The sequence below is a fragment of the Pseudomonas sp. 3MAES_34.3B genome (genome assembly GCF_058145875.1).
Window position 1 is genome coordinate 2,902,200 of record NZ_CM176960.1, and the last position, 25,890, is coordinate 2,928,089.

A 25,890-nucleotide genomic window follows, 5' to 3' on the forward strand; every position below is an offset into this window, starting at 1 on the left:
ACCTGTATCCAAGGAGGCTACACAGTGTTTCCCCAAATCCTGCGGTCGTTGTCCATTCTCAGCCTGTCCGTAAGCGCTGCCCATGCCGCCGATACGGTCACCCTCGACACCCCAAGGCTGGCCAGTATCGACAACTTCCGCGATATTGCCGGTACTACCTCGGCCTACACCACCGCCATGGACGGCACCATGCGCGCCGGCGTGTTCTACCGCTCCAACGCGATCACCCCTTCCGCTGCCGACCTGGCCACCCTGAACGGCCTTGGGATCACGGCGGTGTATGACCTGCGCACCGCCAGTGAAATCGCCGCCACGCCAGACACCCTGCTTGACGGCGCCAGCTACACCAACATCGACATCATTGGCAGCGCAGCCTCGGGCTCGAACATCACCAGCATCTCGGTAAGCAGCGCCGCCAATGCGATGGCCTTGATGCAGGAGACCAACCGCAGCTTTGTGAGCGATGCCGGCATGCGCAGCCAGTTCTCGGTGCTGTTCAACGACCTGGCTGCCGTGGATGGCGCCGCACTGTTCCATTGCACCGCCGGCAAGGACCGCACCGGCTGGACCACCGCCGTACTGCTGAGCATCGCCGGGGTGGACAGCAGCACTATCATGACCGACTACCTGGCTACCAACGATTACACCGCAGCCCGCGTAGCGGCCACGTTGGCGGCGATGCCGGCGAGCATGGCGGCCATCTACGAACCCCTGCTCACCGTGGATGCCAGCTTCCTGCAGGCGGGGCTGGACGAAGTGACCGCCGAGTACGGCAGCATGGACAACTACCTCAAGCAAGGCCTGGGGCTGTCCCAGGAAACGATCTACGTGCTCCGCGCCAAGATGGTCTATTACAACAGCCTGCCGGGCCAGGCCGAACTGCTGGGCAACTCCGCTGCTGGCGCATTGCTGTTGCAACAACTGCAAAACACCAGCCTCTCGGGCAACTACACCGCTTACAACTACTACCTGCAGTCGGCGCTGGACGCGGGCAGCCTGGGGGGTGTGGAGGCTACGGTGGGTGGCCAGGTGCACGCCGATGCGGCCAGTTACCTGTTGCGTCAGCCGGGCCTGGTCGAGCAGGCCGCAGGGGCGTACACCAGCGGCATCAGCCTTAAAAGCGGCCAGCGTCAGCTATGGACCGCAGGGCTGGCAGGCTACCTGGGCACAGACGGTTCGGCGCACGCCGCCAGCAGCAATGAACACACCCAAGGCACCTTGGTGGGGCTGAGCCAGCGGTTTTCCGAACAGCTGAGCGGGTATGCGGCGTTCGGTTATAGCCGAGGCACCGTGGGCGGCGCTGGCGGCGAAGCCGACACCGACCTCACCTTCGGCACCGCCGGGGTGCGTTTCGCGCCCAACGGGCTGGAGCGCGGCCTGTATGTGGCCGCCGATGCCAGCGCAGGCTGGGTGGACTACAACAGCAAGCGTGCGCTGGGCGGTGGGCTGGGCACGGCCAAGGGCGACACCCACGGCAACCTGACGAGCGCCACCCTGGCCCTGGGCTATCGAGCGCCGCTGGGTGCCGTTAGCCTGGAACCCAGCCTGGGCCTGCGTGCAAGCCATCTGAGCCTCTCCGGCTTCCAGGAAAAGGGCAGCGAGGTGGCATTAGACGTGGACGGTACGCGGCAAACCCGCCGCAGTGCCTTCGCCAACATCAAGGCGGCGTTCGCGCCGGTGGGGCTGAGCGGTGGTTGGCAGCTGGTGCCAGGCGTATCCGTGGGGTACGAACACGTGCTGGGCGATCACCAAGTGGAGAGCGAGGCGGGGCTGCTGGGGCTGAGCGTGGAGCAACGGGCTGCCTATGCCAACCGCGATCAGTTCAACGGCGCGGTCGATATGACAGCCAGCCTGGGTAACTTCAGCCTGGGCGCGCAAGCCGGCGCCACGGGAGGCGGCGACAGCCACGGGTTCAGCGGTAGCCTTAAAGCCGGTTACCAGTTCTGACCCTGCGGGTAGCCTGAGCGTGCCAGCTCAGGCTACCAACGTGCCAGGCCCTTGCGTACGTCCTGAGGGCGCACGCCGTAGGCTTGCTGAAAGTACTGGCTGAACCGTCCGACATTGGTGAAGCCCAGCCTCAGGGCCACCTCGCCAATGGCAACTGCCGGCTGTTGCTCCAGCACGTGGCGTGCATGCTCCAGGCGCACTTGCCGCTGGTACGCCACGATGCTCATGCCGGCGAAGCGGCGAAAACCGTCCTGCAATGCCCGCAGGCTTACGCTGGCCAGCCCCGCGAGCTCAGTACCGCTGACCATCACGCTCGGGTGCGCTCGCAAGTAGTCCATGGCAAGCTTTACGTGGCGCGGGGCAACACTAGGGCCGGGCCGCCGAAGCGCCTGGGTATGGGTGTGCGGCCATGCTTCCAGCACAGCGTCCACGAGCATTTCACGCAAGCGCTCGGGCATCAGCACGCTGGCGTTCACCAGCGAATCCGCCTCGGCACTGGTGGCAAAACGTACCAACGCTTTGATCCCGTCGAAAGCAGGCTGAGCCAGGTCCACCATGGGCTGGAAGTGCACAGGCTTGGCCACGGGCGCACCTAACAGCACGGCCAGCCGCTCGGTGAACAGGCTACGCCGCACCGACAGCCCATACTGGCCGTGACCGTCGACCATGCGCACAGAGCGTACCTGGGCTTTTTCCACAGCCAGCCCCGCCTGAGCACTCCCAACCGCCTGGGTGGCCAGGTTGAACACGATGTGCCCTGCAGTGGGTAGCACGAAGGTGATCTCATCTGCCATGCCGGGCAGTTCGAACGCAAAGTCCCCGCCATACACCATACGGCGGAAGCTCACCCCCTCGTAACGGCCGTACACGCCTGCAATCCGAAGCGGCTTTTCAACGGGCGGCATGCCCGAGTACAGGTGGCCGAACGCTTGGGTGAACAGCCGGCCGAAGTCGTCGGAGGCCATGTCATCGGAGCGGATGACGATCTGCTTGCGCATGGGGGCTACGGTCATGTGGTGCTGTCAGCTCAGAAAGGGCACGGCCCGGCACGCTAGCAGCCGCTTGTGACAAGCATGTGACGGCAAGCGACCGGGTGCCTCAAGAAATCCGCGACCTGGGCCGATATGTGCGCATTAGGCCGGAGGGTTCGGCCTGTCACTGCCAAAACGTCAGCGCGCCTGCCGCGCGCTGGCAGGGATGAATGCAATGGGTAAACGCCTGGTTGAACGACTTGTCACCCTGATGAGGGTGCCGAGCGATAACCCGCGCCTGCTCAAAGCGCAGTTCGTGGCGTTGTCCCGCCAACTGCCAATGATGTACTTCGTGTTGCTGATCAACACCTGGGCCCTGGCGTTCACTCACCTGGCGTCGGCCCCGGCGTGGCTGACGCTGGGTGTGCCTGTAGTCATGACCCTGGTGTGCTGCAGCCGAGCCGTGATGTGGTGGCGCCTTACCGATACGCCGCCCGATGCAGCCATGATCGCCGCGATGCTGGGGCGCACTAACCGGCTTGCCGTTTTCATCGCGATTGGCTTCACGGCCTGGTCGCTCGCCCTTTACCCCTACGGTGGGCCGTATGCCCAAGCCCATGTGGCGTTCTTCATGGCAATCACGGTGGTGGTGTGTATTTTTTGCCTGATGCACCTGCTCCCCGCCGCCCTGATCACTACCGCCGTCGTGGATCTGGCGTTCATTGTGTTTTTCGCCTCCACCAAAAACCCCACCTTCATTGCCACTGCAGTAAATATTTCTCTGGTATCGATAGCGCTGCTGATTGTGCTGCAGAGCAACTACCGCAACTTCACCAGCTTGATCAACGTGCAGGCCCGCACCGAGCAGTTGAGCGACGAGAACCTGCGGCTGGCCAATCAGGACAGCCTTACCGGCCTGCCAAACCGCCGGCAGTTCTTCAGCGCCCTCGATCAGGCATTGGAGTTGGCCCATGCCGAGGGCAGCCGCCTGGCAGTGGGGATCATGGACCTGGACGGGTTCAAGTCGGTCAATGACCTCTACGGTCATGGCGTGGGTGACAAGTTGCTGGCTCAGGTGGCTGAGCGCTTGCAGCGCCTGGCAAGCCCCTCGGTGCATGTCGCCCGCCTGGGCGGCGATGAATTCGCGCTGATCCTGAGCCAGGGCCTGGACAACGACGCCCTCGCCGCCTACGGCGCCCAGGCATGCGAGGCATTGCAAGCGGAGTTCTCGCTCAACGGCCTGTCGATCCAGATCGGTGCAACCCTGGGTATCGCCACTTATCCGCAAACGGCTCGAACCGCCAGCCAGCTGTTCGAGTACGCCGACTACGCCCTTTACCAGGGCAAGCGGCAGAATGCGGGCACGGCGTGCCTGTTCTCGGCGGCGCATTACACCCAGTTGCATCAGGACGCGGTGACCGAGCAAGCCCTGCGCCGGGCCAACCTGGAGCAGGAGTTCTATGTGCAGTTCCAGCCCATCCTCGATGCGCATACTCAGGCTACAGTGGCCTTCGAAGCGCTGGCGCGGTGGAACAGCCCGGAGCTGGGCGCGGTGTCGCCGGCGCGGTTCATTCCGGTGGCCGAGCGCAGCGGGCTGATCACTCGCCTCACCCTGCCCTTGCTGCGCAAGGCGTTGGAACAGGCGCAAGCGTGGCCTTCGCCGGTGCGGTTGTCGTTCAACCTGTCTGCCCACGATTGCGCTTCCTGCGAGAACGTGGGGCTGATCGTTGGGGTGATTCGCAACAGCGGGTTCCCACCTTCGCGGCTGGACCTGGAGATCACCGAAACGGCCATCGTGCATGACCTGGAACAGATGCACCGGGCCATTGGCCATTTCCGCCAACTGGGCTGTGGCATCGCTCTGGACGACTTTGGTACCGGCTACACCAACCTGGGCCAGCTGCATGCGCTCGCCCTGACCAAGGTCAAGATCGACCGCAGCTTCGTCAAGAACATTCAGGCCAACCCGGCCAGCTACAAGATCGTCAAATCGTTGGTCGCGCTCACTCAGGACATGGGCCTGGAATGTGTGATCGAAGGGGTTGAAACGGCGGCCGAGATGACCGCGCTCACGCGGCTGGGCTGCACGCTGGTGCAGGGTTTCCTGTTCAGCCGACCGATGGAATTTACCGATACCCTGGCCTGGCTGGGCGCCGCCGAGGTTGCCGAGCGCCCCGGCAGCTCCCGGGCCGCCCCGCCGGCCTAGGCGGCGCACACCTGAGTCTTGCCCCGCGCGCTGAGCGCCAGCGCCACACCACTGGCACACACCAGCGCAGCCCCCAGCAACAGGCGCGCGCTGGGTGCCTCGGCGAAAATCAGGTAACCGAGCAGGCAAGACCACACCACGCTGGTGTATTCCAGTGGCCCGACGATGGACGCCGGCGCCCAGCGGCAGGCTTCGAGAAAACAGTACTGGGCCAGGTAGATCTGCACGCCCAAGGCGATCATCAGCCCCCACTGCCAGAGCGAAGCGGGCGTCTGCCAGGTCATCAGGGCGCCGCTGCCAAGGGTGAACACCGTGCCGGTGACCAGCAGCTGGACAGCGGCACTGTCCTGGGCGCCGCTCTTGCGCGTGTACACCACCGTCAATGCCCAGAACAGGCCTGAACCCAGGGCAATCAACGACGGCACGGGGCTGAGCGCCCCGCCAGGGTTGGCCGCGATCATACTTCCCACGATGCCCGCCAGCAGGGCCAGCCATCTGTAGCCGCGCACCGTTTCACCCAGCATGAACACCGACAGCACCACAATGAGCAGAGGGGCGGTGCAATACAGCGTGGTCACCGCGGACAACGACATCTGCCGTGCCGCGAGGAAAAAACACCCCATGGACAGGAACTGCAGCACGCCCCGCAACGCCATTGATTTCTTGTGGGGGCTAGCAATGGCCGCTGACACTGAACCGCGCTGACTGACCGCCAAGGTGATCACCAGCATTACCACGCTGCGCATGAACACCAGTTGCCACAATGAATAGTCCGCCTCCAGCCATTTCACCGTGGCATAGGTAAGCGAATAGATCCCGTAGCTGGCGCATGCGAACGCCACGCCCAAGTACCTTCGGTTTGCAGTAAACGTCATCCGCTGCCTCCTGTCGGTTGACGCGGCGCGGGGGTAGCCGTCGCCGCGGGACAGGTTCAGGATTAACAGCTAGTTAACTGGTCTACTACCATGAGCAAGGAAAATCACGCCACACGGGCCCGGCTGGTTGCCGAGGGCCTCAAGTCCATGCTGATCAACGGCTACGACGGGATCGGCCTGAACGCTATCCTGGACGCCGCCGGCGTGCCCAAAGGTTCGTTCTACTATTTCTTCAAAAGCAAGGAAGCCTTCGCCACGGCCGTGCTGGACGCCTACGAAAGTCATTACTTCAACACTCGCAGCGCACTGTTCAATGACCGGTCCACCAGCCCGTTGCAGCGCTTGAAGCAATACTTCGACGAAGCCGAGCGCATGCACCTGGCCGAAGCGCCGCTGGGTGGCTGCCTGTATGGCGTGTTCGGGCAAACCGCGAGCGCCCGCAGCGCGGCCTTCAGGCGGCGCCTGGCGGCGGTGTTCAACCGTTGGGAACATCAGATCCAGCAACTGCTGGAAGAAGCGCAGGCCGCAGGGGAAATCGACCCCACGCTGTGCCCTCAGGAAGCGGCGGCGTTTCTGATCGAAGCGTATGAAGGGGTATTGATCCGGATCAAGGTCGAGGGCAATCCGGCGGCGTTCGAACGGTTCAAGCGCTTTGCGTTTGCGGCATTGGAGGTTCGGAGGTGAAAGTTCCCAGGCTTCGCCTGGTCCCACATGTTTCAGCCTGTAGGACTGGGTGAAACCCGGGAACTCTAAGGGTTAAGCGGACAATTTCTGGCTGAAGGCGTCCTCCGCAGTGCCCATATCAAGCCGGTCGGCGTTCATCACTTTGTTCCAGGCGGCGACGAAATCCTGCACGAACTTTTCGTTGCCGTCGGCCGCACCGTACACCTCTGCCTGGGCGCGCAGTTCCGATTGCGAGCCGAAGATCAGGTCCGCGCGGGACGCAAACCACTTGGGCTGGCGGGTCTTGCGGTCCAGGCCCTGGAAGCGGTTCTTGTGCTCGGTGGGGTTCCACTCGGTGTTCATGTCCAGCAGGTTCACGAAGAAGTCGTTGGACAAGGTGCCCACACGGTTCGTGAATACGCCGTCCTGGCTGCCGTCGGCATTGGTGCCCAGCACGCGCATGCCGCCCACCAGAACGGTCATCTCCGGGGCACTGATGCGCAGCAGGTGTGCCTTGTCGACCAGGGCTTCCTCCGGCGCCATGAAATGGGCCTCGTGATAATAGTTGCGGAAGCCGTCGGCCAGCGGGCGCAGCGCTTCGAACGAATGGGCATCGGTCCACTCTTCCAGTGCGTCCATGCGGCCAGGCGTGAACGGCACTTTGATATTTACACCGCCTGCCCGAGCGGCCTCCTCGATGGCGGCGCAACCGGCCAGCACGATCAGGTCCGCCAGGGATACCTTCTTGCCACCGGCTGCCGCGCCATTGAACGCAGTCTGAATATCAGTGAGCTTCTGCAGCACGTGGGCCAGCACCGGCGGGTTGTTTACCGGCCAGTCTTTTTGTGGCGCAAAGCGGATGCGCGCACCGTTGGCACCGCCTCGTTTGTCCGAACCACGGTACGTGGAGGCTGACGACCAGGCGACATACACCAGTTGGGACGGCGCAATGCCGGTTCCGAGGATCTGGTGCTTGAGCGACGCGATGTCCGCCTCGTCGATCACCGGATGATCGAGTTCGGGGATCGGGTCTTGCCAGATCAACGTTTCCTTCGGCACCAGCGGGCCCAGGTAGCGGCCGGTCGGGCCCATGTCACGGTGGGTCAGCTTGTACCAGGCACGGGCGAAGGCATCGGCGAACTTGCCGGGGTTGGCGAGGAAATCACGGGAGATTTTCTCGTAGATCGGATCGAAGCGCAGCGCCAGGTCAGATGTAAGCATGGTTGGCTTGCGCTTCTTGTTCGGGTCGAACGGGTCGGGCACGATTTCCGGCCCATCCTTGGCAACCCACTGCTTGGCTCCCGCAGGGCTGGTCGTCAGTTCCCACTCGAAGCCAAAGAGGTTTTCGAAGAAGTAGTTGGACCACTGGGTGGGGGTCTGGCTCCAGATCACTTCCAGGCCCGAGGTGATGGCATGCGCGCCTACGCCGGTCTGGAACTTGCTGCGCCAGCCAAGGCCTTGGTCCTCGATCACCGCGCCTTCAGGCTCCGGCCCCATCAGCGACGGGTCGCCTGCACCGTGGGTTTTCCCGAAGGTATGGCCGCCGGCAATCAGCGCAACGGTTTCTTCGTCGTTCATGGCCATGCGGGCGAAGGTTTCGCGAATGTCGATGGCCGACTGCTTTGGATCAGGGTTGCCGTTCGGGCCTTCAGGGTTTACATAGATCAAGCCCATCTGCACTGCCCCCAGGCCGGGGTGCAGTTGACGCTCGCCGCTGTAGCGTTCGTCACCCAGCCAGGTACCTTCAGGCCCCCAATACAGCTCCTCTGGTTCCCAGGTGTCGGAACGGCCGCCAGCGAACCCGAAGGTCTTGAAACCCATGGATTCGAGCGCAACGTTGCCGGTGAGCACGAACAGGTCGGCCCAGGAGAGCTTGCGCCCGTACTTTTGCTTGATCGGCCACAGCAGGCGCCGGGCCTTGTCCAGCGAAGCGTTGTCGGGCCAGCTGTTGAGTGGAGCGAAGCGTTGCTGGCCACCTGCCGCGCCGCCGCGGCCGTCGGTGATGCGGTAGGTACCGGCGCTGTGCCAGGCCAAGCGAATGAACAGCCCACCGTAATGGCCGAAGTCGGCCGGCCACCAATCCTGGGAATCCGTCATCAGGGCATGCAGGTCGGCGATCACTGCATCGAGGTCAAGCGACAGGAATTCCTCGGCATAGTTGAAATCGCCGCCATACGGGTTAGACCGTGGCGAGTGCTGGTTCAGCGAGGTAAGGCTCAGAGCTTCAGGCCACCAGTCCCGGTTGCCGGGTTTCTTTCGCGGGGCACCATGGCCGAATGGGCATCCGCCCCCCTCTGCTTTTTCTTGTGTGTCGGCGCTCATGCATTGCTCCTATGTGGCAGCTGTTCAGGTCGGCTAATCGACGTAGCGCCATCGTGGGCGCTTCGGAAAAACGTTAGCACCCGACGCGAGGGTCCACAAACGCGCCGGTTGCACCAATCCGTCAGGCACGCCAGCACCTTGGTAGGGCGCAACCGCTCTAAATCGGCGGCTACGGGCTCACGGCCTCACGAATCGGCTCATAGCATAGGCTTTGGCTATCGAAGCGATAGCACGGGCGTGCTGCGATCACCGCGTGCCGCTGTCTACATCGGCGAGCGTGGAAGGCGCTTCGCGCGGTACCCGGCAGGCGGCGCGGTTGCGGCCGCTGTGTTTGGCCAGGTACAACAGCGCGTCGGCGGCCTTGATCAACCCTTCCGGGGTGGTTTCTTCCTTGGCCGGCGTAGTAAGGGCAATGCCTGCGCTCACGGTAACGATGCACAGGGGGTGGTCACTGTGCGTCAGGTTCAGCCCGCGAATGTCTTGCAGGATCTGCTCGGCCACGCTCGCGGCGCCCGCTGCGTCGGTGTCTGGCAGCAAGGCCGTGAACTCTTCGCCGCCGTAGCGCACCGCCAGGTCCGCAGGGCGTTTGAGCGCCTGCTGGATCGCGGCGGCGACCTGGCGAAGGCAATCGTCACCGGCGGCGTGGCCGTAGCGGTCGTTGTAACGCTTGAAGTGGTCAACATCCAGCATGATCAGCGCCAGCGAGGTGCCCTGCCGCCTGGCGCGGGCGATTTCCTGCCCCAGCGCCTGGTCGAGACGGCGGCGGTTAGCGATTCCTGTAAGGCTGTCGGTCATGGCCATATCGCTGACGGTCTGGTGGGCAAGCCTGATGGCTTTTTCGGCTCTGATGCGCTGGCGCAATTGCCGAAGCACCAGCGCGCCAAAGGCCGCGAGCACGCCGATGAGCAGCAGTAACACCAGGCCCGTCTTGAACAGATCCGCGCGCCAGGGCCCTACAAAGGACTGACGCGACAACCCCGCTTCCACCACCAGCGGGTAGCGCTCCAGCGCACGATAGCCATATAGCCGCCGGGTACCGTCGACTACCGCCTTCACTTCCGCCACCCCCACGGTGGCCAACGGCAGGTAGCGCTTGAAGATTTCGCTTTCCTTGAGGCTTTGCCCTACGACTCCCGGGTCGAACGGCCGGCGGACCAGGATGGTGCCGTTGCGCAGCGCCAGCACCAGCGCGCCGCGGTCGTCGATCTTGAACGCGCCGTAGTAATCCACGAAATAGCTGACCTTGATCGTGCCCAGCAGCACCCCGGCAAACTCTCCAGCCGGGGTGTTCAACCGCCGGGACACCGGAATAATCAGCTCCCCTGTGGATCGGCTACGTACAACTTCGCCGATCCGTACGTTCCGGTCGGCATGGGTGCGGTGGTAAATGAAGTAATCGCGATCGGCGTTGTTGGCGGTGTCCGGAGGCTGGTCCTTGTCGGTGACCACCCATTGGCCTTCCGGCCCGTAGATGAACAACCCATGCAACTGCGGCATCACCTCGGCCTGCTCCCGCATCAGGGCGTGGATACGGGGGACATCCATCTGACTCAAACCATCGCCTTCCACGCGCTCGCGAAGTTCGCCGGTAAGGATGTCGACCTGGCGGATCGCGTCCTCGGCATGCTGGGCAGTGGCGCGGGCAAGGTTGGTGACCGAATTCTCCGCAGTGGCATACGCCTGGCGATAATCGCGCCAGGCGCGCCAACCCTCTACTGCGGTGAAAGTGAGGATGACCAGCAGCATGAACGTGAGCGTCAGGCCGAAGGTCGCGCCGGGCTGATCCAGCCGTGCGATCAACGCGCGCACGGCAGGCCGGGGTGACAGCGTCGGGGCTTTGCGTCCAGGCATATCGGCTCCGTGGCGGGTCGTGCCCTGGCATGGCGCCAGGTGGGCGTGCCAAGGGTTAGAGGTGAGTATGCAAGCAAGATTCCGTGGGTCGTGTATTGCGATAGCCGCAGGGGGCACCGATGAACCTGCGGCCGGTCGCGGCCGAGGCGCGCTGCTACAGGGCAGGCTCACCGTTCACGGGTAGCCGCCCTGGCGCCCGCTCCTCCCCAGGGCTGCGGTCGAAGTAGCGTTTGTACTCGCGGCTGAACTGCGAGGTGCTTTGATAGCCCACCCGGTGCGCGGCCTGGGCCACGCTCATGCCCTCGCCTGCCAATACCTGTTGCGCCTTGAGCAGGCGCAGGCGCTTGAGGTACTGCACAGGCGACAGCAAGGTGCTGCGCTTGAAGTGCTCATGAAAGGTGGACGGGCTCATGTTCGCGCACTCGGCGAGCCTCTCTACCGTAAGCGCCTGGTCGTAGTGGTCGCGCAGATACTGCAGTGCGGCGCCAATGCGGGCGAAATGGCCCTGCTGCTCCACCAGCGCGCGCAGCACGCCTGCCTGCGGGCCACGCAGCGCCGTATACAACACCTCCCGCACCCGCGCCGGGCCCATCACTTTGCAATGCTGCGGATCGTGCAGGCAGCGCAACAGCCGCTCCACGGCATCGCGCATTGGCGCGTCCAACGCAGCGGACGTCATGGACTCGGGCGTCTGCGCTTTCACCGAGGCATCTGGCGGCAGCGCCATGGCCTGCACCAGCTCACTGATTACCGCGCGGTCGATCGCCACCGCCACGCCATACAAAGGCTCACGCACCGTGGCAAAGGTTTCGCACATGAACGGCACCGACAGCGCCTGCACCAGGTAATGGCCGGCGCCATATTCCAACGTGCGCGGCCCCAGCCGGGCCAGTTTGCTGCCCTGGGCGAGGATGATCAGGCTGGGTTCATAGATCTGTGGGCTGCTGGCCACGTAGTGGTCCCAGCTCATCGCCTGCACGCCCGGCAATCGGGTGTCATTGAAGCCTGGCGCAGGGGCCAGCGGTTCGATCAGTGAAACCAGCGTGAGGTTGGCGTCGTTATGTAGCGTGGGTGACATGATGGCTCGGCAGAGGATTGGACATGCGCATCATCGCAGGTTTGCCCGCCTCAGCGCAGCCTACGCGACAGGTTCGGAGGAATAGGCACCACACCCGGAGGAATGTCCATGGCCCGCCAGTGGTCGGCCCGGGAAAATGGCCGCCTTTCACAGCAACCTCAAGAGGGCACTTTATGTACACCGCTATCGGTTATGCCGCGCAAACCGCCACCACCCCTCTCGCCCCCATGGCCTTCAACCGCCGCAGCCCCCGCCCGGACGACGTGGCGATCGAGATCCTGTACTGCGGCGTTTGCCATTCCGATATCCACCAGGCCCGCAATGAATGGGGCATCGCTGTGTATCCACTCATGCCCGGCCACGAAATCGTCGGCAAGGTAATGGAGGTAGGCAGCAACGTGAGCAAGTACATGGCTGGCGACCTGGTGGGCGTGGGCTGCATGGTGGATTCATGCCGCCATTGCGAAGCCTGCTCGGCCAACCTTGAACAGTACTGCCTCGAAGGCCCGACCATGACCTACGCCACGCCGGACCGTGTGGACGGCAGCAACACCATGGGCGGTTACTCCAGCAGCATTGTGGTAAGCGAGCACTTTGTGGTGCGCATTCCAGAAAAACTGAACCTGGCCGCCGCTGCCCCGATCCTCTGTGCAGGCATCACCACCTATTCGCCGCTCAAGCACTACGGTGTAAAGGCTGGCAGCAAGGTGGGCATCCTGGGTATGGGGGGCCTGGGCCACATGGGCATCAAGTTCGCCAAGGCCATGGGCGCCGAGGTAACCCTGTTCACCCGTTCGGCCAGCAAGGCAGAGGAAGCCCGCCGTCAGGGCGCCGACCATGTGATCGTGTCTACCGATGCCACACAAATGGCCGCTGCAGCCGGGCGCTTTGATTTTCTGCTCGACACCATCCCGGTCCAGCACGACCTCAACCCGTACCTTGAAACCCTGCGCTTCGATGGCGTGCACATCCTGGTAGGCCTGATCGAGCCCGTGGACCCTGCCCTGCATGCGGCCAACCTGGTGCTCAAGCGGCGAGTATTGGCTGGCTCGCTGATCGGCGGCATCGCCGAAACCCAGGAAGTGCTGGACTTCTGCGCCGAGCACAACATTACCTGCGACATCGAGATGCTGGACATCCGCAACATCAACGAAGCGTTCAGCCGCATGATCGCTGGCGACGTGAAATACCGCTTCGTGATCGACATGGCCACCCTCAAGGCCTGACCGCTACGCCTTTGAACGTCTGCGGCCTCCCGCCCTCAGAGAATCATGGCTCCCCGGCGGGAGCGTCCGTTCACTTATCAACAAGCGAGGTTGGCATGAAGATCCTGATGGTCCTCACATCTCACGATCAACTGGGCAACACCGGAAAGAAAACAGGCCTGTGGCTTGAAGAGTTCGCCGCGCCCTGGTACGTGTTCAAGGACGCAGGCGCCGAAGTGACACTGGCATCGCCCAAGGGTGGCCAGCCGCCCCTGGACCCTAAAAGCGATGCCGAAGACGCCCAGACCGATGCCACCCGGCGCTTCCGGGGGGATGAACAGGCCAAGGCCGCCCTGGCGAACACCCTACCTCTGGGGGAAATCGACCCCTACAACTTCGATGCCGTGTTTTACCCCGGTGGCCATGGGCCGCTCTGGGACCTGGCCGAGGACAAGGATTCGATCACCGTACTTGAAGCGTTCTACGCAGCGAACAAGCCCGTGGCTGCCGTGTGCCACGCCCCTGGCGTGTTCAAGAACGTGAAGGCTGCGGATGGCCACCCGGTGGTGAAAGGCAAGCGCGTGACTGGCTTTACCAACAGTGAAGAAGCAGCCGTGGGCCTGACCGATGTGGTGCCCTTCCTGGTGGAGGACATGCTCAAGGAAAAAGGTGGCGAGTATTCCAAAGGCGCCGACTGGGGCAGCTATGTGGTCCAGGACGGCCATTTGATCACCGGGCAGAACCCGGCCTCCTCCGAGGCCACCGCCAAGGCACTGCTCAAGCGCGTGGGCGATGAGCTGAACGGCTAGGTCTCATCCGGCGGGGCCTGGGTTGGCCCCGCCCCCCTCTCAGTGGTTGGCTTGATCCACTAGCGCGCGGTGATCACCGACAGCTTGGTGATCCCGGCCCGCTCGATAGAGGCCATGGCCTTGGCGACGGCGCCATAGTTGGCACTGTCGTCGGCCTGCAGTTGTACCCGAACGTCCGGGTTCTTCTGCCGTGCTGCCTGAAGGTTGTTCTCCAGCAAGTCGGGGCTGATGGCGTTCTTGTCCATGAACCACTGGCCCTTGTCGTCGATGCTCACCACCAGGGGCTCCTTCTGCTCTACCGGCGCGACCGCCTCGGTCTTGGGCAGGTTGATCGGGATGGAGTTAGTGAGCAGCGGCGCGGTGACGATAAACACCACCAGCAGCACCAGCATCACGTCCACCAGTGGCGTGACGTTGATTTCACTCAGTACTTCGTCGCTGTCCTGGGTAGAAAACGCCATGTCACACCGCCTCCTTTACAGCGTGGGCGCTTTGCAGCCCCTTGCGCGCCGCCGGGTGCACCAGCACGCGGAACGCACTCTTCTGCGCCAGGCTGTAGAAGTCATGGGCGAAGTCGTCCAGGTCTGCTGCCTTGAGCTTGAGGCTGCGCAGGAAATAGTTGTAAACCAGCACCGCGGGCACGGCCACGGCGATCCCGACCCCGGTGGCGACCAGTGCCGCGCCAATCGGCCCGGCGACTGTTTCCAGGCTGGCCGAACCGGCCGCGCTGATGCCCTTCAGCGCTTCCATGATCCCCCACACCGTCCCGAACAGGCCAATGAACGGCGACGTACTGCCGATACTCGCAACCACGGCCAGGCCACTTTCGAGTGATCGGCGCTCGCGCACGATCTGCTGACGCAGGGCCCGTTCCAAGCGATCCTGATGGTTGATGGCATGGGCCAGATCACTCGGGCCATGGCCCTCGCCGGTGTGCAACGCGGCATAGCCGGCCTGGGCTACGCGAGCAGCGGCGCCGGGCTCGCTGTGGCTCAGCTCGGCGCCGGCTTCAAGGTTGGGCGCGGCCCAGAACCCTTTGAGAAAGCGCCGGTCCTGCCCCTTGAGGCGGGCGAACTGAGCGGCCTTGAGCAGGGCCAGGCCCCAGGTGATCACCGAAAAACCGATCAGCAGCCAGATAACGGTGCTTTCGACAGAAGCGGTAGGGGATGCAAGTGTCATGGAAACTATCCTCGAAAAGGGTGCGCGGGTTCAGCGGATCTTGAAGTCGATAGGCACGGTCACCCAGCCTTCCACAGGCTGGCCGCCCTGCTTGGCGGGTACGAAACTCCAGCGCTTGACGGCTGCCACGGCGGCGTCGTCGAGCTGCTGGCGGCCCGCGCTTTGTTGCACCTGGATTTCGGCCGGGCTGCCGCTGGGCAATACATGCACCCGCAGCAGCACGGTGCCTTCCCAATTGCGGCGCTGGGCCAGCGCCGGGTACTCGGGCGCCGGGTTTTCCAGGTAGCCGGCACTGGCCGACGGCGGTGTTATCGGGGCGGGCGCAGGCGGTGCGACGGGCGCGGCCACCGGAGCGGGTGCGGGCGCCACGGGTGGCGGCGCTGGCGCAGGCTTCGCAGCCTCCGGCGGCGGGGCCTTGGGTGGCGGCTTTATCACAGGCTTTGGCTTGGGCACCGGCTTGGGTGCGGGCTTGGCGGCCAGTTCATCCACCACCGGGGGTGGCGGCTCTACAACCGGCGGCGGCGGTGGCGGCGGTGGCACCGGCGGGGGTTGCTCCACGGGCGGCGCCGGCCGGCTGAATTCAATCGTCATCGGCGGTATTTCAGGTGGCACCACGGGCAGTACAGGCGTGGGCGTTTGCAGCGCCCAGTACAACACCCCGCCGTGCAACGCGGCGGCCAGCCCGGCCAGCAGCCAGGCTTCCCGGCGGCTGGTGGGCAAGCGCGGCACCGCTTGCAGCCTTGACTGTGCCAACGCCGCAGGCGCTGCCCGGCCGCTGCCTTTGGAAGGCACCGGGACGTCGGGCTGGGCAAGCGGCGCGGCGCGAGCGGCTGAATGAACGTTCGCCATTGAAAGGCTCCTTGGCTGGCTATGCGCAGCGATGATGGAGTGGCGACGTTATCTCTCGAAGGAACCAAAATTGCTGAATTGATAACCTGCAGGCATAAGGCGTCATACCGCTGTGCTCAAGGCCCTGAAATACGGGGCCACGCCCGCCTGGTTTCATTGCTCATGCCCGCGCCGCATTCGAAAAATGCTGCAGAGGCATAGGCCATGATTGATCTGGGTAGGACCGGGCGCGAGCCCGGGAATGACTGAAGCCAAATAACATTTCGCTGGCTGCGCCAGCTCCTACGGTGCGAAAAAGGTTATAAGAAGATGCTTCTTGATTATTGGACGGCATAACCGATGGACGGCAGCATGCCGGCCGTTAGCGCACTATCGGCCCTTGCTACTCGCACGAGCGAATGCCCCGAAGCGCTGGCACCAGTAGCGGTCGACGAACCGCGGCGCCACGGCATTCATTCGAGCGAAGACAACATGCAAAGCATTCATGGGGACACTTTCAATCCGTCACGGGTGGCCCAGGCGATCTGCGCCGTGCTGGCCCTCGGGGCCACGCCACTGGCCAGCGCGGCGAGCGATACCGCCACTGACCAGCCCACCGCCGAGCCGAAGCTGCAGGCCGTGACCGTGACCGCCACCCGCCGGGAAGAGACGCTGCAGTCGGTACCGGTGGCCGTGACGGTGGTGGACGGCGAACAACTGGAGCGCGACAACCGCAACGGGGTCGCCGCGCTGGCCCAGCAGGTGCCTACCCTCAACTTCCGCACCAATGCTTCAAACAAGGACACCGCGCTGTTCATCCGCGGCGTGGGCACTATTTCCACCTCCCCGGGCGTAGAACCTACGGTCGCCACGGTTATCGACGGCGTTGTGTATGGCCGCCCGGGCCAAGCCACGCTGGACCTGCTGGACCTGGAACGCGTGGAGGTATTGCGCGGCCCACAAGGTACCCTGTTCGGCAAGAACGCTTCGGCCGGGGTGCTGAACATCGTGACCAAGGCACCCGAGGAAGCCTTCCACGGCTACATCGACCAAGGCTGGTACACGGGCAATGAAAGCCGCACCCGCTTCGGCATTGGCGGCGCGCTGATCCCGGGGGTGTTGAAAGGCTCACTCACTACCTTGGTGAGTAGCTACGACGGCAACGTCGACAACAAGGCCAACGGCCAGGAGGTCAACGGTTACAACCACCGTGGCGCGCGCGGCAAGCTTGAATTCACCCCCAATGATGACCTCACGGTTACCCTGGCCGCCGACTACATGACGGCCCACGACGACGCGGCCAATGGCGTGATCAGCCAGGTACTTACCCCGGCCTTCGGCACTGCATTGGCCCCGGTGTCCGCCAGTAGCCACAACCAGAACATCGTCAGCGATTACCGCAGCCATGTGGAGGACACCAACAAGGGCCTTTCGGCGCAGGTGGACTACGCGTTGGGCGACTTCACCCTCACGTCGATCACCGCCTGGCGCGGTTGGGACAACACCCAGTGGCAGGATGGCGACCGCCTGGCGACTGTCAGCACCGCCTACCCGGGCACCGAGGACAAGGGCGAACTGAGCTACGACCAGTACAGCCAGGAGCTGCGCCTGGCCTCGCCCAAAAACCAGTTCGCCGAATACGTGGCCGGGCTGTATTACATGCACGCCAAGGATGACGAAACCTACCGGCGCGACCTGGTTACCACCACAGTTACCCAGCGCGGCGTGGCCGACTACGGCACTACCAGCGACAGCGTGGCGGCCTTCGGTGCAACCACCCTGCACTTCACGCCGCGGTTGCGCGGCATCGTAGGCCTGCGCTTTACCCACGATTACCTCGCCTACGACCATCGCCGCACATCCACGTCCGCCACTACAGTGAGCGGCATCCAGCCGGGCACCCGCAGCGATGGCTCGGTGGACGAGGACGGTTGGTCCGGCCGGCTGGGTGTGCAATACGACCTTACCGACAACGTGATGAGCTACCTCACCTACTCGCGAGGGTACAAAGGCCCTGCCTACAACGTGTTCTTCAACATGCAGCCGCGGGACACCGACGCGCTCAAGCCCGAAACGTCCAATACCTGGGAACTGGGGATAAAGGCCACCGCCTGGAACGATCGCCTCACCGCCAACGCGGCGCTGTTCCACAGCGATTACGACAACTACCAGGCCAACTTCTACGACACCGTGGCCGGGCAGGTGGTGACCCGCTTGATCAATGCCGGCAGCGTCACCACCCAGGGCGCCGAGCTGGACCTCGCCGTGCAGGCCACACGGCAGCTGACACTCTCTGCGGCGCTGGCCTACACCCACGCCCGTATCGACGAGTTCGCCTGCCCGGCCGGCGCGGCAGCGTCCTGCAACGTGGATGGCAAACCCCTGCCCTTCGCCCCGGACTGGAAAAGCTACGCCCGTGCCGACTACACCATCCCCTTGGACAACGGCCTGGACATCGAACTGGGCACCGACTACAGCTGGCAGAGCGAAGTGCAGTACGACATCAGCCAGAACCCGGACACCAAACAAGGCGCCTACGGCATCTGGAACGCCAGCGCTGCCCTCGCCGACTACAACAACGGCTGGCGCGTGGCGCTGCTGGGCAAAAACCTTGCGGACAAGTCCTATTCGCCACTGCTGGCCAGCGGCACCGGGTACATCTACCGGGCGGTGGCGCGAGACGATCGCCGTTACTTCGGCATTCAAGTACGCAAGGATTTCTAACCCATGTCACGCTCTGATCGTCAGCTGAGCCTGGGCGCGTTTCTCATGGCCACGGGGCATCACCTCGCGGCCTGGCGCCACCCCGCGGTGCCCCCGGAGGCGGGCCTGGACATCGCTCACTATCGACACCTGGCCCAGGTTGCCGAGGCGGCGTGCTTCGATTTGCTGTTCGTTGCCGACAGCGTGGCCGCCGCTACCGGCGACATTGCCAGCCGCATGGCCCGCTCGGACCACTTCGAACCCCTCACGCTGCTGTCGGCGCTGAGCGGCGCCACCGAACGCATCGGCCTGGTGGCCACCGTAACTACCAGCTACAACGAGCCCTACCATGTGGCGCGCAAGTTCGCTTCGCTCGATCACTTGTCCGGCGGGCGTGCGGGCTGGAACCTGGTGACCTCCGATGCGGCGGCCGAGGCGTTCAATTTCGGCCGCGACGCCCATTGGGGCCATGCCGAGCGCTACCAGCGGGCCGAGGAATTCCACCAGGTGGTGACTGGTTTGTGGGACAGCTGGGCCGATAACGCCTTCGTGCGCAACAAGGCCAGCGGGCAGTATTTCCAGCCTGAGCGCGTGCGAACCCTCGACCATGCGGGGCCGCACTTTCAGGTGAAGGGCCCGCTCAATGTGGCGCGTTCGCCCCAGGGGTGGCCGGTGGTGTTCCAGGCCGGTGCGTCCGAAGCGGGCCGGGCGCTGGCGGCGCGAACCGCAGAGGTGGTATTCACCGCGCAGCCGGACCTGCCCTCGGCGCAGCGCTTTTATGCCGACCTCAAAGGGCGCCTGGCGGCTCATGGGCGCGTTGAAGATTCGCTGAAGATCATGCCGGGCGTGTACGTGATCGTTGCCGACTCGGAGCGTCAGGCCCGGGGCACCCATGAGCAGTTGCAGGCGCTGGTGGAGCCTGATGTGGGCATTGCCCTCCTAGGCCGCATGCTGGGTAACTTCGACCTTTCGGGCTACCCGCCGGATGGCCCGCTGCCCCAGCTGCCCCTGACCGATTCCGGCCAGCGCAGCCGCCAGCAACTGCTTACGCAACTGGCCGACAGCGAAGGCCTCACCCTCGCTCAACTCGGCCAGCGGATCGCCGGCGGTCGCGGCCATCTCACCTTGGTGGGCACCCCGGTACAGGTGGCGGATCAGATGCAAGCCTGGTTCGAAGGGCGCGCCGCCGATGGCTTCAACTTGCTGCTACCTTACCTGCCGGGCGGGTTGGAAGACGTGGCTCGGCTACTGGTGCCTGAGCTCCAGCGGCGTGGGCTGTTCCGCCAGGCCTACACTGGGAAAACCTTGCGCGACCACCTGGGGCTGGCGCGCCCGGTGAACCGGCACTTTCTGTGAAACCTCATAAAAAAGGACGCACATGACTTACCTTGCTTCTGCTGACCGTTACGAACGCATCCCTTACCGCCGTGTGGGCCGCAGTGGCCTGGTGCTGCCCGCCCTGTCGCTGGGCCTGTGGCACAACTTCGGCGACAGCACACCGATCGAGCGCCAGCGCGCCCTGCTGCGCACGGCCTTCGACCTGGGCATCAACCACTTCGACCTGGCCAACAACTACGGCCCCCCCTATGGCAGCGCCGAGACCAACTTCGGTCGCCTGCTGCGGGAAGATTTCAGCGCCTACCGCGACGAACTGATCATTTCCACCAAAGCCGGCTGGGATATGTGGCCAGGGCCGTACGGCCAGGGCGGCGGCTCGCGCAAATACGTGCTGGCCAGCCTCGACCAGAGCCTCAAGCGCATGGGCCTGGATTACGTGGACATCTTCTATTCACACCGCTTCGACCCGGACACGCCGCTGGAAGAAACCGCTAGCGCCCTGGCGACCGCCGTGCAGCAGGGCAAGGCGTTGTATGTGGGGATCAGCTCGTACTCGGGCAGCAAAACCCGGGAAATGGCCGCCTTGCTCACCGACTGGAAGGTGCCGCTGCTGATCCATCAGCCCGCCTACAACCTGCTTAACCGCTGGGTAGAAAAGGACCTGCTGGAGGCCACTGACGAGCTCGGCGCTGGGGTGATCGCGTTCACACCATTGGCCCAAGGCTTGCTTACGGACAAGTACCTCAATGGCATCCCGGCCGACGCTCGGGTGAACCAACCCGGCGGCCAGTCATTGCGGGCTGATCACCTGTCCGAGGACAACCTGGCCCATGTGCGGGCGCTCAACGAGATCGCCAAGGCTCGCGGCCAAAGCCTGGCGCAACTGGCCCTGGCATGGACCCTGCGCGATCCGCGGGTGACCAGTGCCCTGATCGGCGCCAGCCGGCCGGAGCAGATCATCGAAAACGTGGCGGCGCTGGATCGGCTGGACTTCACGCCGGAGGAGCTGGCCGAAATCGACCGCTTCGCCGTGGAAGGCAAGATCAACCTCTGGGAAAAGCCATCGACCGCCGAATGAACATCCGAACCCTCATCACTGTAATCACGGTTGCCCTGGGCCTGGGGGCCCAGGCTGCCAGCGCCGATACAGCGGCGCCCCAAACGTTGCGAATCGGCTACCAGAAGGGCTCCATCGCGCTAGTGCTGGCCAAGGAACACCATCTATTGGAAGAGCGTTTTCCCGATACGCGGGTGCAGTGGCTGGAGTTTCCGGCGGGGCCGCAAATGCTGGAAGCTCTGAACATCGGCAGCCTGGACGTGGCGTCAACGGGAGATATACCGCCGCTGTTCGCCCAGGCGGCCGGCGCCGACCTGGTGTACATCGGTGCCGAGCCTGCCAAGCCTGCGGCGGAAACGCTGTTGGTGCCTATCGGCAGCCCGGTCCACAGTGTGGCGGAACTCAAAGGGCACAAGGTGGCGCTGCAGAAGGGCTCCAGCTCGCACAACCTGGTGCTGCGCGCATTGGCCAAGGCCGGGTTGGCGTTTACCGACATCACCCCGGTGTACCTTAGCCCCGCCGACGCCCACGCGGCGTTCGACCAAGGCAGCGTAGACGCCTGGGCGATCTGGGACCCGTATGCGTCGTTGGCGTTGGCCGAAGGCAAGGCGCGCTTGCTGGCCAATGGTGAAGGGCTTGGGCTCAACGGCCCGCTGTACACCGCCCGCAGGGCATACGCTGAAGCAAACCCCGCATTCGTTACCGCCTTGCTAAGTGGCCTCACAGACGCCGAAGCCCTGACCCGCACCGAGCGGGAAAACAGCTTGGATATCCTCACCCGTAGCATGGGGCTGGATAGAAACGTGGTAGCCCATTACATCGACAACCGCCCGCCCTCCCCGGTCGGCCCGGTTACTTCTGAGGTAGTGACCACGCAACAGCAAACGGCGGATTTGTTTTTTGCCGCGCACCTGTTGCCGCGCAAGCTTAATGTGGAACAGGTGGCCCGTTAGGATTTAACGCACCCGCACCGCAATACGGCCGCCCTTCATGGTGGCGGCCAGTTGCCTGGGTAGGTCGGCCACGAGAAATTCCCGTGGGTGCCCTAGCACTTCATTGAACGGAATGCCGAAGCCCACCAGCGCAGGCGTGCGCTCGTTCAGCTCGAGTTCGGTGGTGTTGTGTTTTCTGATCGTCGCGGTCGCCATGCCGCCTCCCTTCGTTCAACCTTGATTGCTCTCGATCAAGGTATCGGCGAGAGGGGCGCTGCGCTGTAGACCGGTTATCGGAACGGCCGTGGTGATGCATTGGTCCCGAGCGGGCCTGTCCGGACCGATCCACCGGCCGGCCATCGCAGACCTTGTCAGCACTGCGATGCGCCTGCAGGCGTAATGCCTTCCCTGACAAACTGACAGCTACTCCAGTTTTGTATAAAGCTCCAACATGAAGCTTCAGTCCTTACATAGAGGTGAGTAATCATGGTCAAGCGCCTTGGCTCCGACCTGTTGGCAACCGATGCCACAGGCAGTTCGATTTCTTGCGCCGATCCGTTTGGCTACCCGAGCCACAGTATTGAATTTTTCAAAAGCACCCGGGCAGAATCTGTGAAGGGTCACTATGCCTTGGGTGCCGGACGCCGCGTATACAGCTCTACGCTTAAACGGCTACTTCAACCAGATAGGGCAAGCCCCTTTATGACTGGAGAACTGAATAGCTATGCTTATTGCTTGAACGACCCTATCAATCGCGAAGATCCGTCTGGTCAATGGTCATTGTTTTCCTATATACGGCGAGTGGCAGGCTTTGGCTCCAAAGCGACGAAGACAGTCCCTGCAGTGGTATCCGAGGAACGGGGCATAAACAGGTTCATAGCTTCGGTAAGCCATGCTCGCGGCAGGTACCCCCAGAAGCCGCTCGAACACTTTGACCTTAGCTACTCAAGAAACCACCTAAAGCTCTACTCCGACAAAAACTATTTCGGGAATGCTATCTCCTCAGACAGTCCTGACTTCCTTGAAGCAATGCATCAAAATTCCACCTATCTATTCGTCATGAGTAGCGAGGGCAAAATGTTTGTTCACTCCCGCACAACCATCACGCCTTTTCACCCTGGTATAGCCGATAAATATGCAAAAGGAAAATCCATAATCGCTGCAGGAGAAATATTAAAAAAAGATAATTTCGATTTCACGCTTAGTTCTTATGCTCCATTTTATAACACTCACAGTTCGAACCTTGACCATCCCAAGACAGTGTTAGCTTCGCGCGGAGCTAGAGTGACGACTGTAGATAAACTGGGCTTCTGGCCCTAGTGATGGCTGCAATGCCGAGCTTGCCTTGCTTAAAAGCAAGGCCCGTCTATCCGGACCTTGCTATGCCAGCAACCGCTCACGCCACCGGATCGTGGCTCACCCCCAACAGCCCCACGTCGGTTTGAGCGCCATCGGCAAAGATGAAGTTGTCCGCGCTGGGTAAATCGTCGGCGTCACCGAAGATCTTCACCTCGAACCGTCGGCCCTGGGAGTCGGCGTCGAGGCTACGCAGGTAGATGCGGTCCGGGTTGCTGTCGGTGATCAGCTGCAGGGTGCCGTCGTGGCCGTTGCCCAGGCTGGTGAAGCCCAGGGCGGAAACGTCGATCATGTCTTCGTACACCGAGAAGTCAGTCAGCGTGTCGGTGAACAGCTGAGTGCCGCTGCGGTAGCTGTCGCCGATGCCGGTGTAGCGGTAAACGTCCTCGCCAGTGTCGCCGGCCAGCGTGTCGCCGCCCGCCCCGCCGAGCAACACGTCGTCACCTACGCCGCCGCGCAGGGTGTCCGCGCCATCGCCACCCCTGAGTACGTTATCCCCGGAATTGCCCACGATCACGTCGCGGCCGCTGGTGCCAGTGTAGGTGAGGTCCTGGGTAGGCGCGCTGCTGGTGGCTACGCTGTTATCGGTGTGGGCAAAGATCACGCTCGTGTCGGTAAGGTCCGACACATGGTCGCCCTGCAGCAGGATCTCGAAGTGTTTGCCGTCGGCATCCTCCTGGTAACTCTTGAGCACGGTTTTCTCGCCATCGGCGCTGCGCACTACCTTCAAGGTAGTGCCGCTGCCGTTACCGAAGCCCGTAAAGCCCAGCGCGCTTAGGTCGATCTGGTCGCCCGCGCTGCCGTCAAAGCTTACTAATGTGTCCCGGGTGACCGTGCCATTAGCCACGTTGCTGCGCAGGCTGTCCGAAAGCTCGGTGTACACGAAGGTGTCCGCGCCATCGCCGCCATTGAGGGTATCGCCTCCGGTGCCGCCTTGCAGCCGGTCATCGCCCCCGGCGCCACTGAGGTTGTCGCGGTTGAGGGTGCCTCTGATGGTTTCCGGCAACGCCAACCCCGTGTGGTAATCCATGCCGGTGGTGAGCCACTGGAAGCTGCCGGTGGTGAGGCTGGTGTAGTGGCCTTGCAAGCCCAGCTCGAAGCGGTTACCGCTGGCATCCGCGTCGTAATTCTTCAGGTAGGTAACGTCACTGGCGGCGCTGTACACCAGCTTGACCGTACTGCCGTGGCCGTTGCCCAAACCGGTGAAACCCAGCGCCGTAAGGTCGAGCCGGTCCTGGCCCACGGTGAAATCGGTGATGCGATCGGCATGGGTGGTGGTGGCGTTGCGGTAGCTGTCCATGAGGCTGGTGATGCGGAACACATCCGCCCCCGCGCCGCCGCTGAGCCGGTCACTGCCCTCGCCGCCCACAAACGCATCGGCATTCGCGCCGCCCACGAGGCGGTCATTGCCGCCGCCGCCATAGAGCTGGTCCCGGGTGATATCCCCGGTGAGGCGGTCTGCGCCATCGGTGCCGTATTGGAGGATGAAGTAGTCGTTGTTGCGGTCAACGCTGTGCGCGCCGGTGACCGTAACCGCCCAACTGGTGGTGGTGACTACGTTGTTTTCAATGGTGTTGTGGTCGCCGGAGTCGATTGGCTCGACGATGCCGTAGAACGAGTACCGGCCGCCGGTCACGATATTGCCGCTTACGGTAATGTTTTCAGCGATGGAAGCCGGGTTCCCCTCCCAGCCTTGCACGGCAATTTCGATCTGCCCCTCCCCTTGAAGGGAGTTCCCGTGCACCTCGTTGTACGTGATCGAACCTTCCCGCGAGGTGTCGCTGGAGATCCCATACCAGCCGTTTGCGTAGGATTCCACGCCGTTGACCAAGTAGCCCTCGACACCTACCAGGTGTACGCCGTTGCCGCCGTTGTCATGCATCACCCCGCCATCGACGGTGGCAATGCTGGTATTGGACAAGGAGCTGTCGCCCTCGTACAGCAGGACGCCGTCCTGGCCATTGCCGTAGGCGTCGCAGTCCCTGAGAACGATTTCGCCACCGATGTTGAAACCGCTGCCGTTGTTGTTCAGCGCGACGGTGTCTTCGATGAAACTGTTGTCCTGGCCATCGGCGAGCACCCCGTCCAGGCCGTTGCCGCGGGCGATGCAGCTGACCAGGTTGAAGGTATTACCCAGGCCGCCCAGGTTGAAACCGTTGCCGCTGGCATTGGCGACTTCCACGCCGGTAAGGAATACCGAGTCGTTGCCGCCGCTGTACCACCCGTCCACCAATCCAGTGCCGGCCGCGCCGTCGATGGTAAGGCCTGTCGCCCCCACAAACTCGCCACCTACCCTCACGATACCTTCCACGTCTTGAGCGCCGGCCGCCAGGGCGATCACCGTCTTGCCGATCCCGTCACCTTGAAGGAACACGCCGCTATCGACCAGTAGACAACCCCCTTCGGCCGCCGAGCCCGGGCTCACCAGCCAGGTGCCGGTGGGCAGGTACACCCGGCTGCCCTCCGACGCGCTCGCGGCATCGATGGCCGCCTGGATTGCAGCCGTGTCGTCGGTGACGCCATCGCCCTTGGCGCCGAAATCACGCACATCATAAACCGTTGCCATAGTG

General features: G+C 63.4%; 20 protein-coding genes. 10 read left to right on the plus strand and 10 right to left on the minus strand.

Annotation, left to right across the window (positions count from 1 at the left end; all coding sequences use genetic code 11):
- The first annotated feature begins 24 nt into the window (after positions 1-24).
- Complete coding sequence (locus tag AC3Z8Y_RS12895; protein ID WP_490086113.1) at positions 25-1,947, plus strand: tyrosine-protein phosphatase; 1,923 nt, start codon at positions 25-27, stop codon at positions 1,945-1,947.
- A gap of 32 nt (positions 1,948-1,979) precedes the next feature.
- On the opposite strand, the gene AC3Z8Y_RS12900 is transcribed toward AC3Z8Y_RS12895, so the two are convergent.
- A complete protein-coding gene (locus AC3Z8Y_RS12900; protein WP_490086114.1) occupies positions 1,980-2,960 on the minus strand; it encodes an AraC family transcriptional regulator in 981 nt (326 codons plus the stop codon).
- 193 nt (positions 2,961-3,153) lie between these two features.
- Here AC3Z8Y_RS12900 and AC3Z8Y_RS12905 point away from each other — a divergent pair, with 193 nt between their 5' ends.
- Complete coding sequence (locus AC3Z8Y_RS12905) at positions 3,154-5,124, plus strand: putative bifunctional diguanylate cyclase/phosphodiesterase (RefSeq protein ID WP_490086115.1); 1,971 nt, start codon at positions 3,154-3,156, stop codon at positions 5,122-5,124.
- On the opposite strand, the gene AC3Z8Y_RS12910 is transcribed toward AC3Z8Y_RS12905, so the two are convergent.
- Positions 5,121-5,999, minus strand: a complete 879-nt coding sequence (locus tag AC3Z8Y_RS12910; RefSeq protein WP_490086116.1) for a DMT family transporter — start codon at positions 5,997-5,999, stop codon at positions 5,121-5,123. The genes AC3Z8Y_RS12905 and AC3Z8Y_RS12910 overlap by 4 nt on opposite strands.
- A 90-nt stretch (positions 6,000-6,089) precedes the next feature.
- On the opposite strand from AC3Z8Y_RS12910, the gene AC3Z8Y_RS12915 reads away from it, so the two are divergent.
- Complete coding sequence (locus AC3Z8Y_RS12915) at positions 6,090-6,683, plus strand: TetR/AcrR family transcriptional regulator (protein ID WP_490086117.1); 594 nt, start codon at positions 6,090-6,092, stop codon at positions 6,681-6,683.
- A gap of 72 nt (positions 6,684-6,755) precedes the next feature.
- Here the strand turns inward: AC3Z8Y_RS12915 and katG are convergent, their stop codons facing one another.
- The 3 genes from katG to AC3Z8Y_RS12930 form a co-directional block, all read right to left on the minus strand.
- Entirely contained in the window at positions 6,756-8,984 is a 2,229-nt protein-coding gene (gene katG, locus AC3Z8Y_RS12920) for a catalase/peroxidase HPI (protein WP_490086118.1), read from the minus strand.
- Between the two features lie 246 nt (positions 8,985-9,230).
- Entirely contained in the window at positions 9,231-10,835 is a 1,605-nt protein-coding gene (locus AC3Z8Y_RS12925) for a sensor domain-containing diguanylate cyclase (RefSeq protein WP_490086119.1), read from the minus strand.
- A gap of 154 nt (positions 10,836-10,989) precedes the next feature.
- Positions 10,990-11,913 (minus strand): AraC family transcriptional regulator, encoded by a 924-nt coding sequence (locus AC3Z8Y_RS12930; protein WP_490086120.1) that lies wholly within the window; start codon positions 11,911-11,913, stop codon positions 10,990-10,992.
- Positions 11,914-12,086: 173 nt separating this feature from the next.
- On the opposite strand from AC3Z8Y_RS12930, the gene AC3Z8Y_RS12935 reads away from it, so the two are divergent.
- Together AC3Z8Y_RS12935 and AC3Z8Y_RS12940 are read left to right on the plus strand one after the other, a co-directional pair.
- Positions 12,087-13,139 (plus strand): NAD(P)-dependent alcohol dehydrogenase, encoded by a 1,053-nt coding sequence (locus AC3Z8Y_RS12935; protein ID WP_490086121.1) that lies wholly within the window; start codon positions 12,087-12,089, stop codon positions 13,137-13,139.
- A 95-nt stretch (positions 13,140-13,234) separates the two neighbouring features.
- Positions 13,235-13,927 carry a type 1 glutamine amidotransferase domain-containing protein gene (locus tag AC3Z8Y_RS12940; protein WP_490086122.1) on the plus strand — a complete coding sequence of 231 codons (693 nt, stop codon included), beginning with the start codon at positions 13,235-13,237 and terminating at the stop codon, positions 13,925-13,927.
- Between the two features lie 59 nt (positions 13,928-13,986).
- Here the strand turns inward: AC3Z8Y_RS12940 and AC3Z8Y_RS12945 are convergent, their stop codons facing one another.
- From AC3Z8Y_RS12945 to AC3Z8Y_RS12955, 3 genes are read right to left on the minus strand one after another with little or no spacing between them, the layout of a single operon-like run.
- Complete coding sequence (locus AC3Z8Y_RS12945) at positions 13,987-14,388, minus strand: ExbD/TolR family protein (RefSeq protein WP_490086123.1); 402 nt, start codon at positions 14,386-14,388, stop codon at positions 13,987-13,989.
- Between the two features lies 1 nt (position 14,389).
- Positions 14,390-15,106, minus strand: coding sequence for a MotA/TolQ/ExbB proton channel family protein (locus tag AC3Z8Y_RS12950; RefSeq protein ID WP_490086124.1), 717 nt, complete (start codon positions 15,104-15,106; stop codon positions 14,390-14,392).
- Positions 15,107-15,136: 30 nt separating this feature from the next.
- Positions 15,137-15,955 (minus strand): energy transducer TonB, encoded by an 819-nt coding sequence (locus AC3Z8Y_RS12955; protein ID WP_490086125.1) that lies wholly within the window; start codon positions 15,953-15,955, stop codon positions 15,137-15,139.
- A 471-nt stretch (positions 15,956-16,426) separates the two neighbouring features.
- Here AC3Z8Y_RS12955 and AC3Z8Y_RS12960 point away from each other — a divergent pair, with 471 nt between their 5' ends.
- Genes AC3Z8Y_RS12960 through AC3Z8Y_RS12975 form a run of 4 tightly spaced genes read left to right on the plus strand, consistent with a single transcriptional unit; the run spans position 16,427 to position 21,985 of the window.
- Entirely contained in the window at positions 16,427-18,658 is a 2,232-nt protein-coding gene (locus tag AC3Z8Y_RS12960; RefSeq protein WP_490089997.1) for a TonB-dependent receptor, read from the plus strand.
- Between the two features lie 3 nt (positions 18,659-18,661).
- Positions 18,662-19,993 carry an LLM class flavin-dependent oxidoreductase gene (locus AC3Z8Y_RS12965; protein WP_490086126.1) on the plus strand — a complete coding sequence of 444 codons (1,332 nt, stop codon included), beginning with the start codon at positions 18,662-18,664 and terminating at the stop codon, positions 19,991-19,993.
- 22 nt (positions 19,994-20,015) lie between these two features.
- The gene (gene mgrA / locus AC3Z8Y_RS12970; protein ID WP_490086127.1) at positions 20,016-21,053 is read left to right on the plus strand and encodes an L-glyceraldehyde 3-phosphate reductase; all 1,038 of its coding nucleotides are present in this window, start codon (positions 20,016-20,018) and stop codon (positions 21,051-21,053) included.
- Complete coding sequence (locus AC3Z8Y_RS12975; RefSeq protein WP_490086128.1) at positions 21,050-21,985, plus strand: aliphatic sulfonate ABC transporter substrate-binding protein; 936 nt, start codon at positions 21,050-21,052, stop codon at positions 21,983-21,985. The genes mgrA and AC3Z8Y_RS12975 overlap by 4 nt, the downstream gene beginning before the upstream one ends.
- Positions 21,986-21,988: 3 nt before the next feature.
- Here AC3Z8Y_RS12975 and AC3Z8Y_RS12980 read toward each other — a convergent pair whose 3' ends face one another.
- The gene (locus tag AC3Z8Y_RS12980; protein ID WP_490086129.1) at positions 21,989-22,180 is read right to left on the minus strand and encodes a hypothetical protein; all 192 of its coding nucleotides are present in this window, start codon (positions 22,178-22,180) and stop codon (positions 21,989-21,991) included.
- A 270-nt stretch (positions 22,181-22,450) separates the two neighbouring features.
- Here AC3Z8Y_RS12980 and AC3Z8Y_RS12985 point away from each other — a divergent pair, with 270 nt between their 5' ends.
- Positions 22,451-23,284 carry an RHS repeat-associated core domain-containing protein gene (locus AC3Z8Y_RS12985; protein ID WP_490086130.1) on the plus strand — a complete coding sequence of 278 codons (834 nt, stop codon included), beginning with the start codon at positions 22,451-22,453 and terminating at the stop codon, positions 23,282-23,284.
- 76 nt (positions 23,285-23,360) lie between these two features.
- Here AC3Z8Y_RS12985 and AC3Z8Y_RS12990 read toward each other — a convergent pair whose 3' ends face one another.
- Positions 23,361-25,886, minus strand: a complete 2,526-nt coding sequence (locus tag AC3Z8Y_RS12990; RefSeq protein WP_490086131.1) for a M10 family metallopeptidase C-terminal domain-containing protein — start codon at positions 25,884-25,886, stop codon at positions 23,361-23,363.
- Positions 25,887-25,890: the final 4 nt, after the last annotated feature.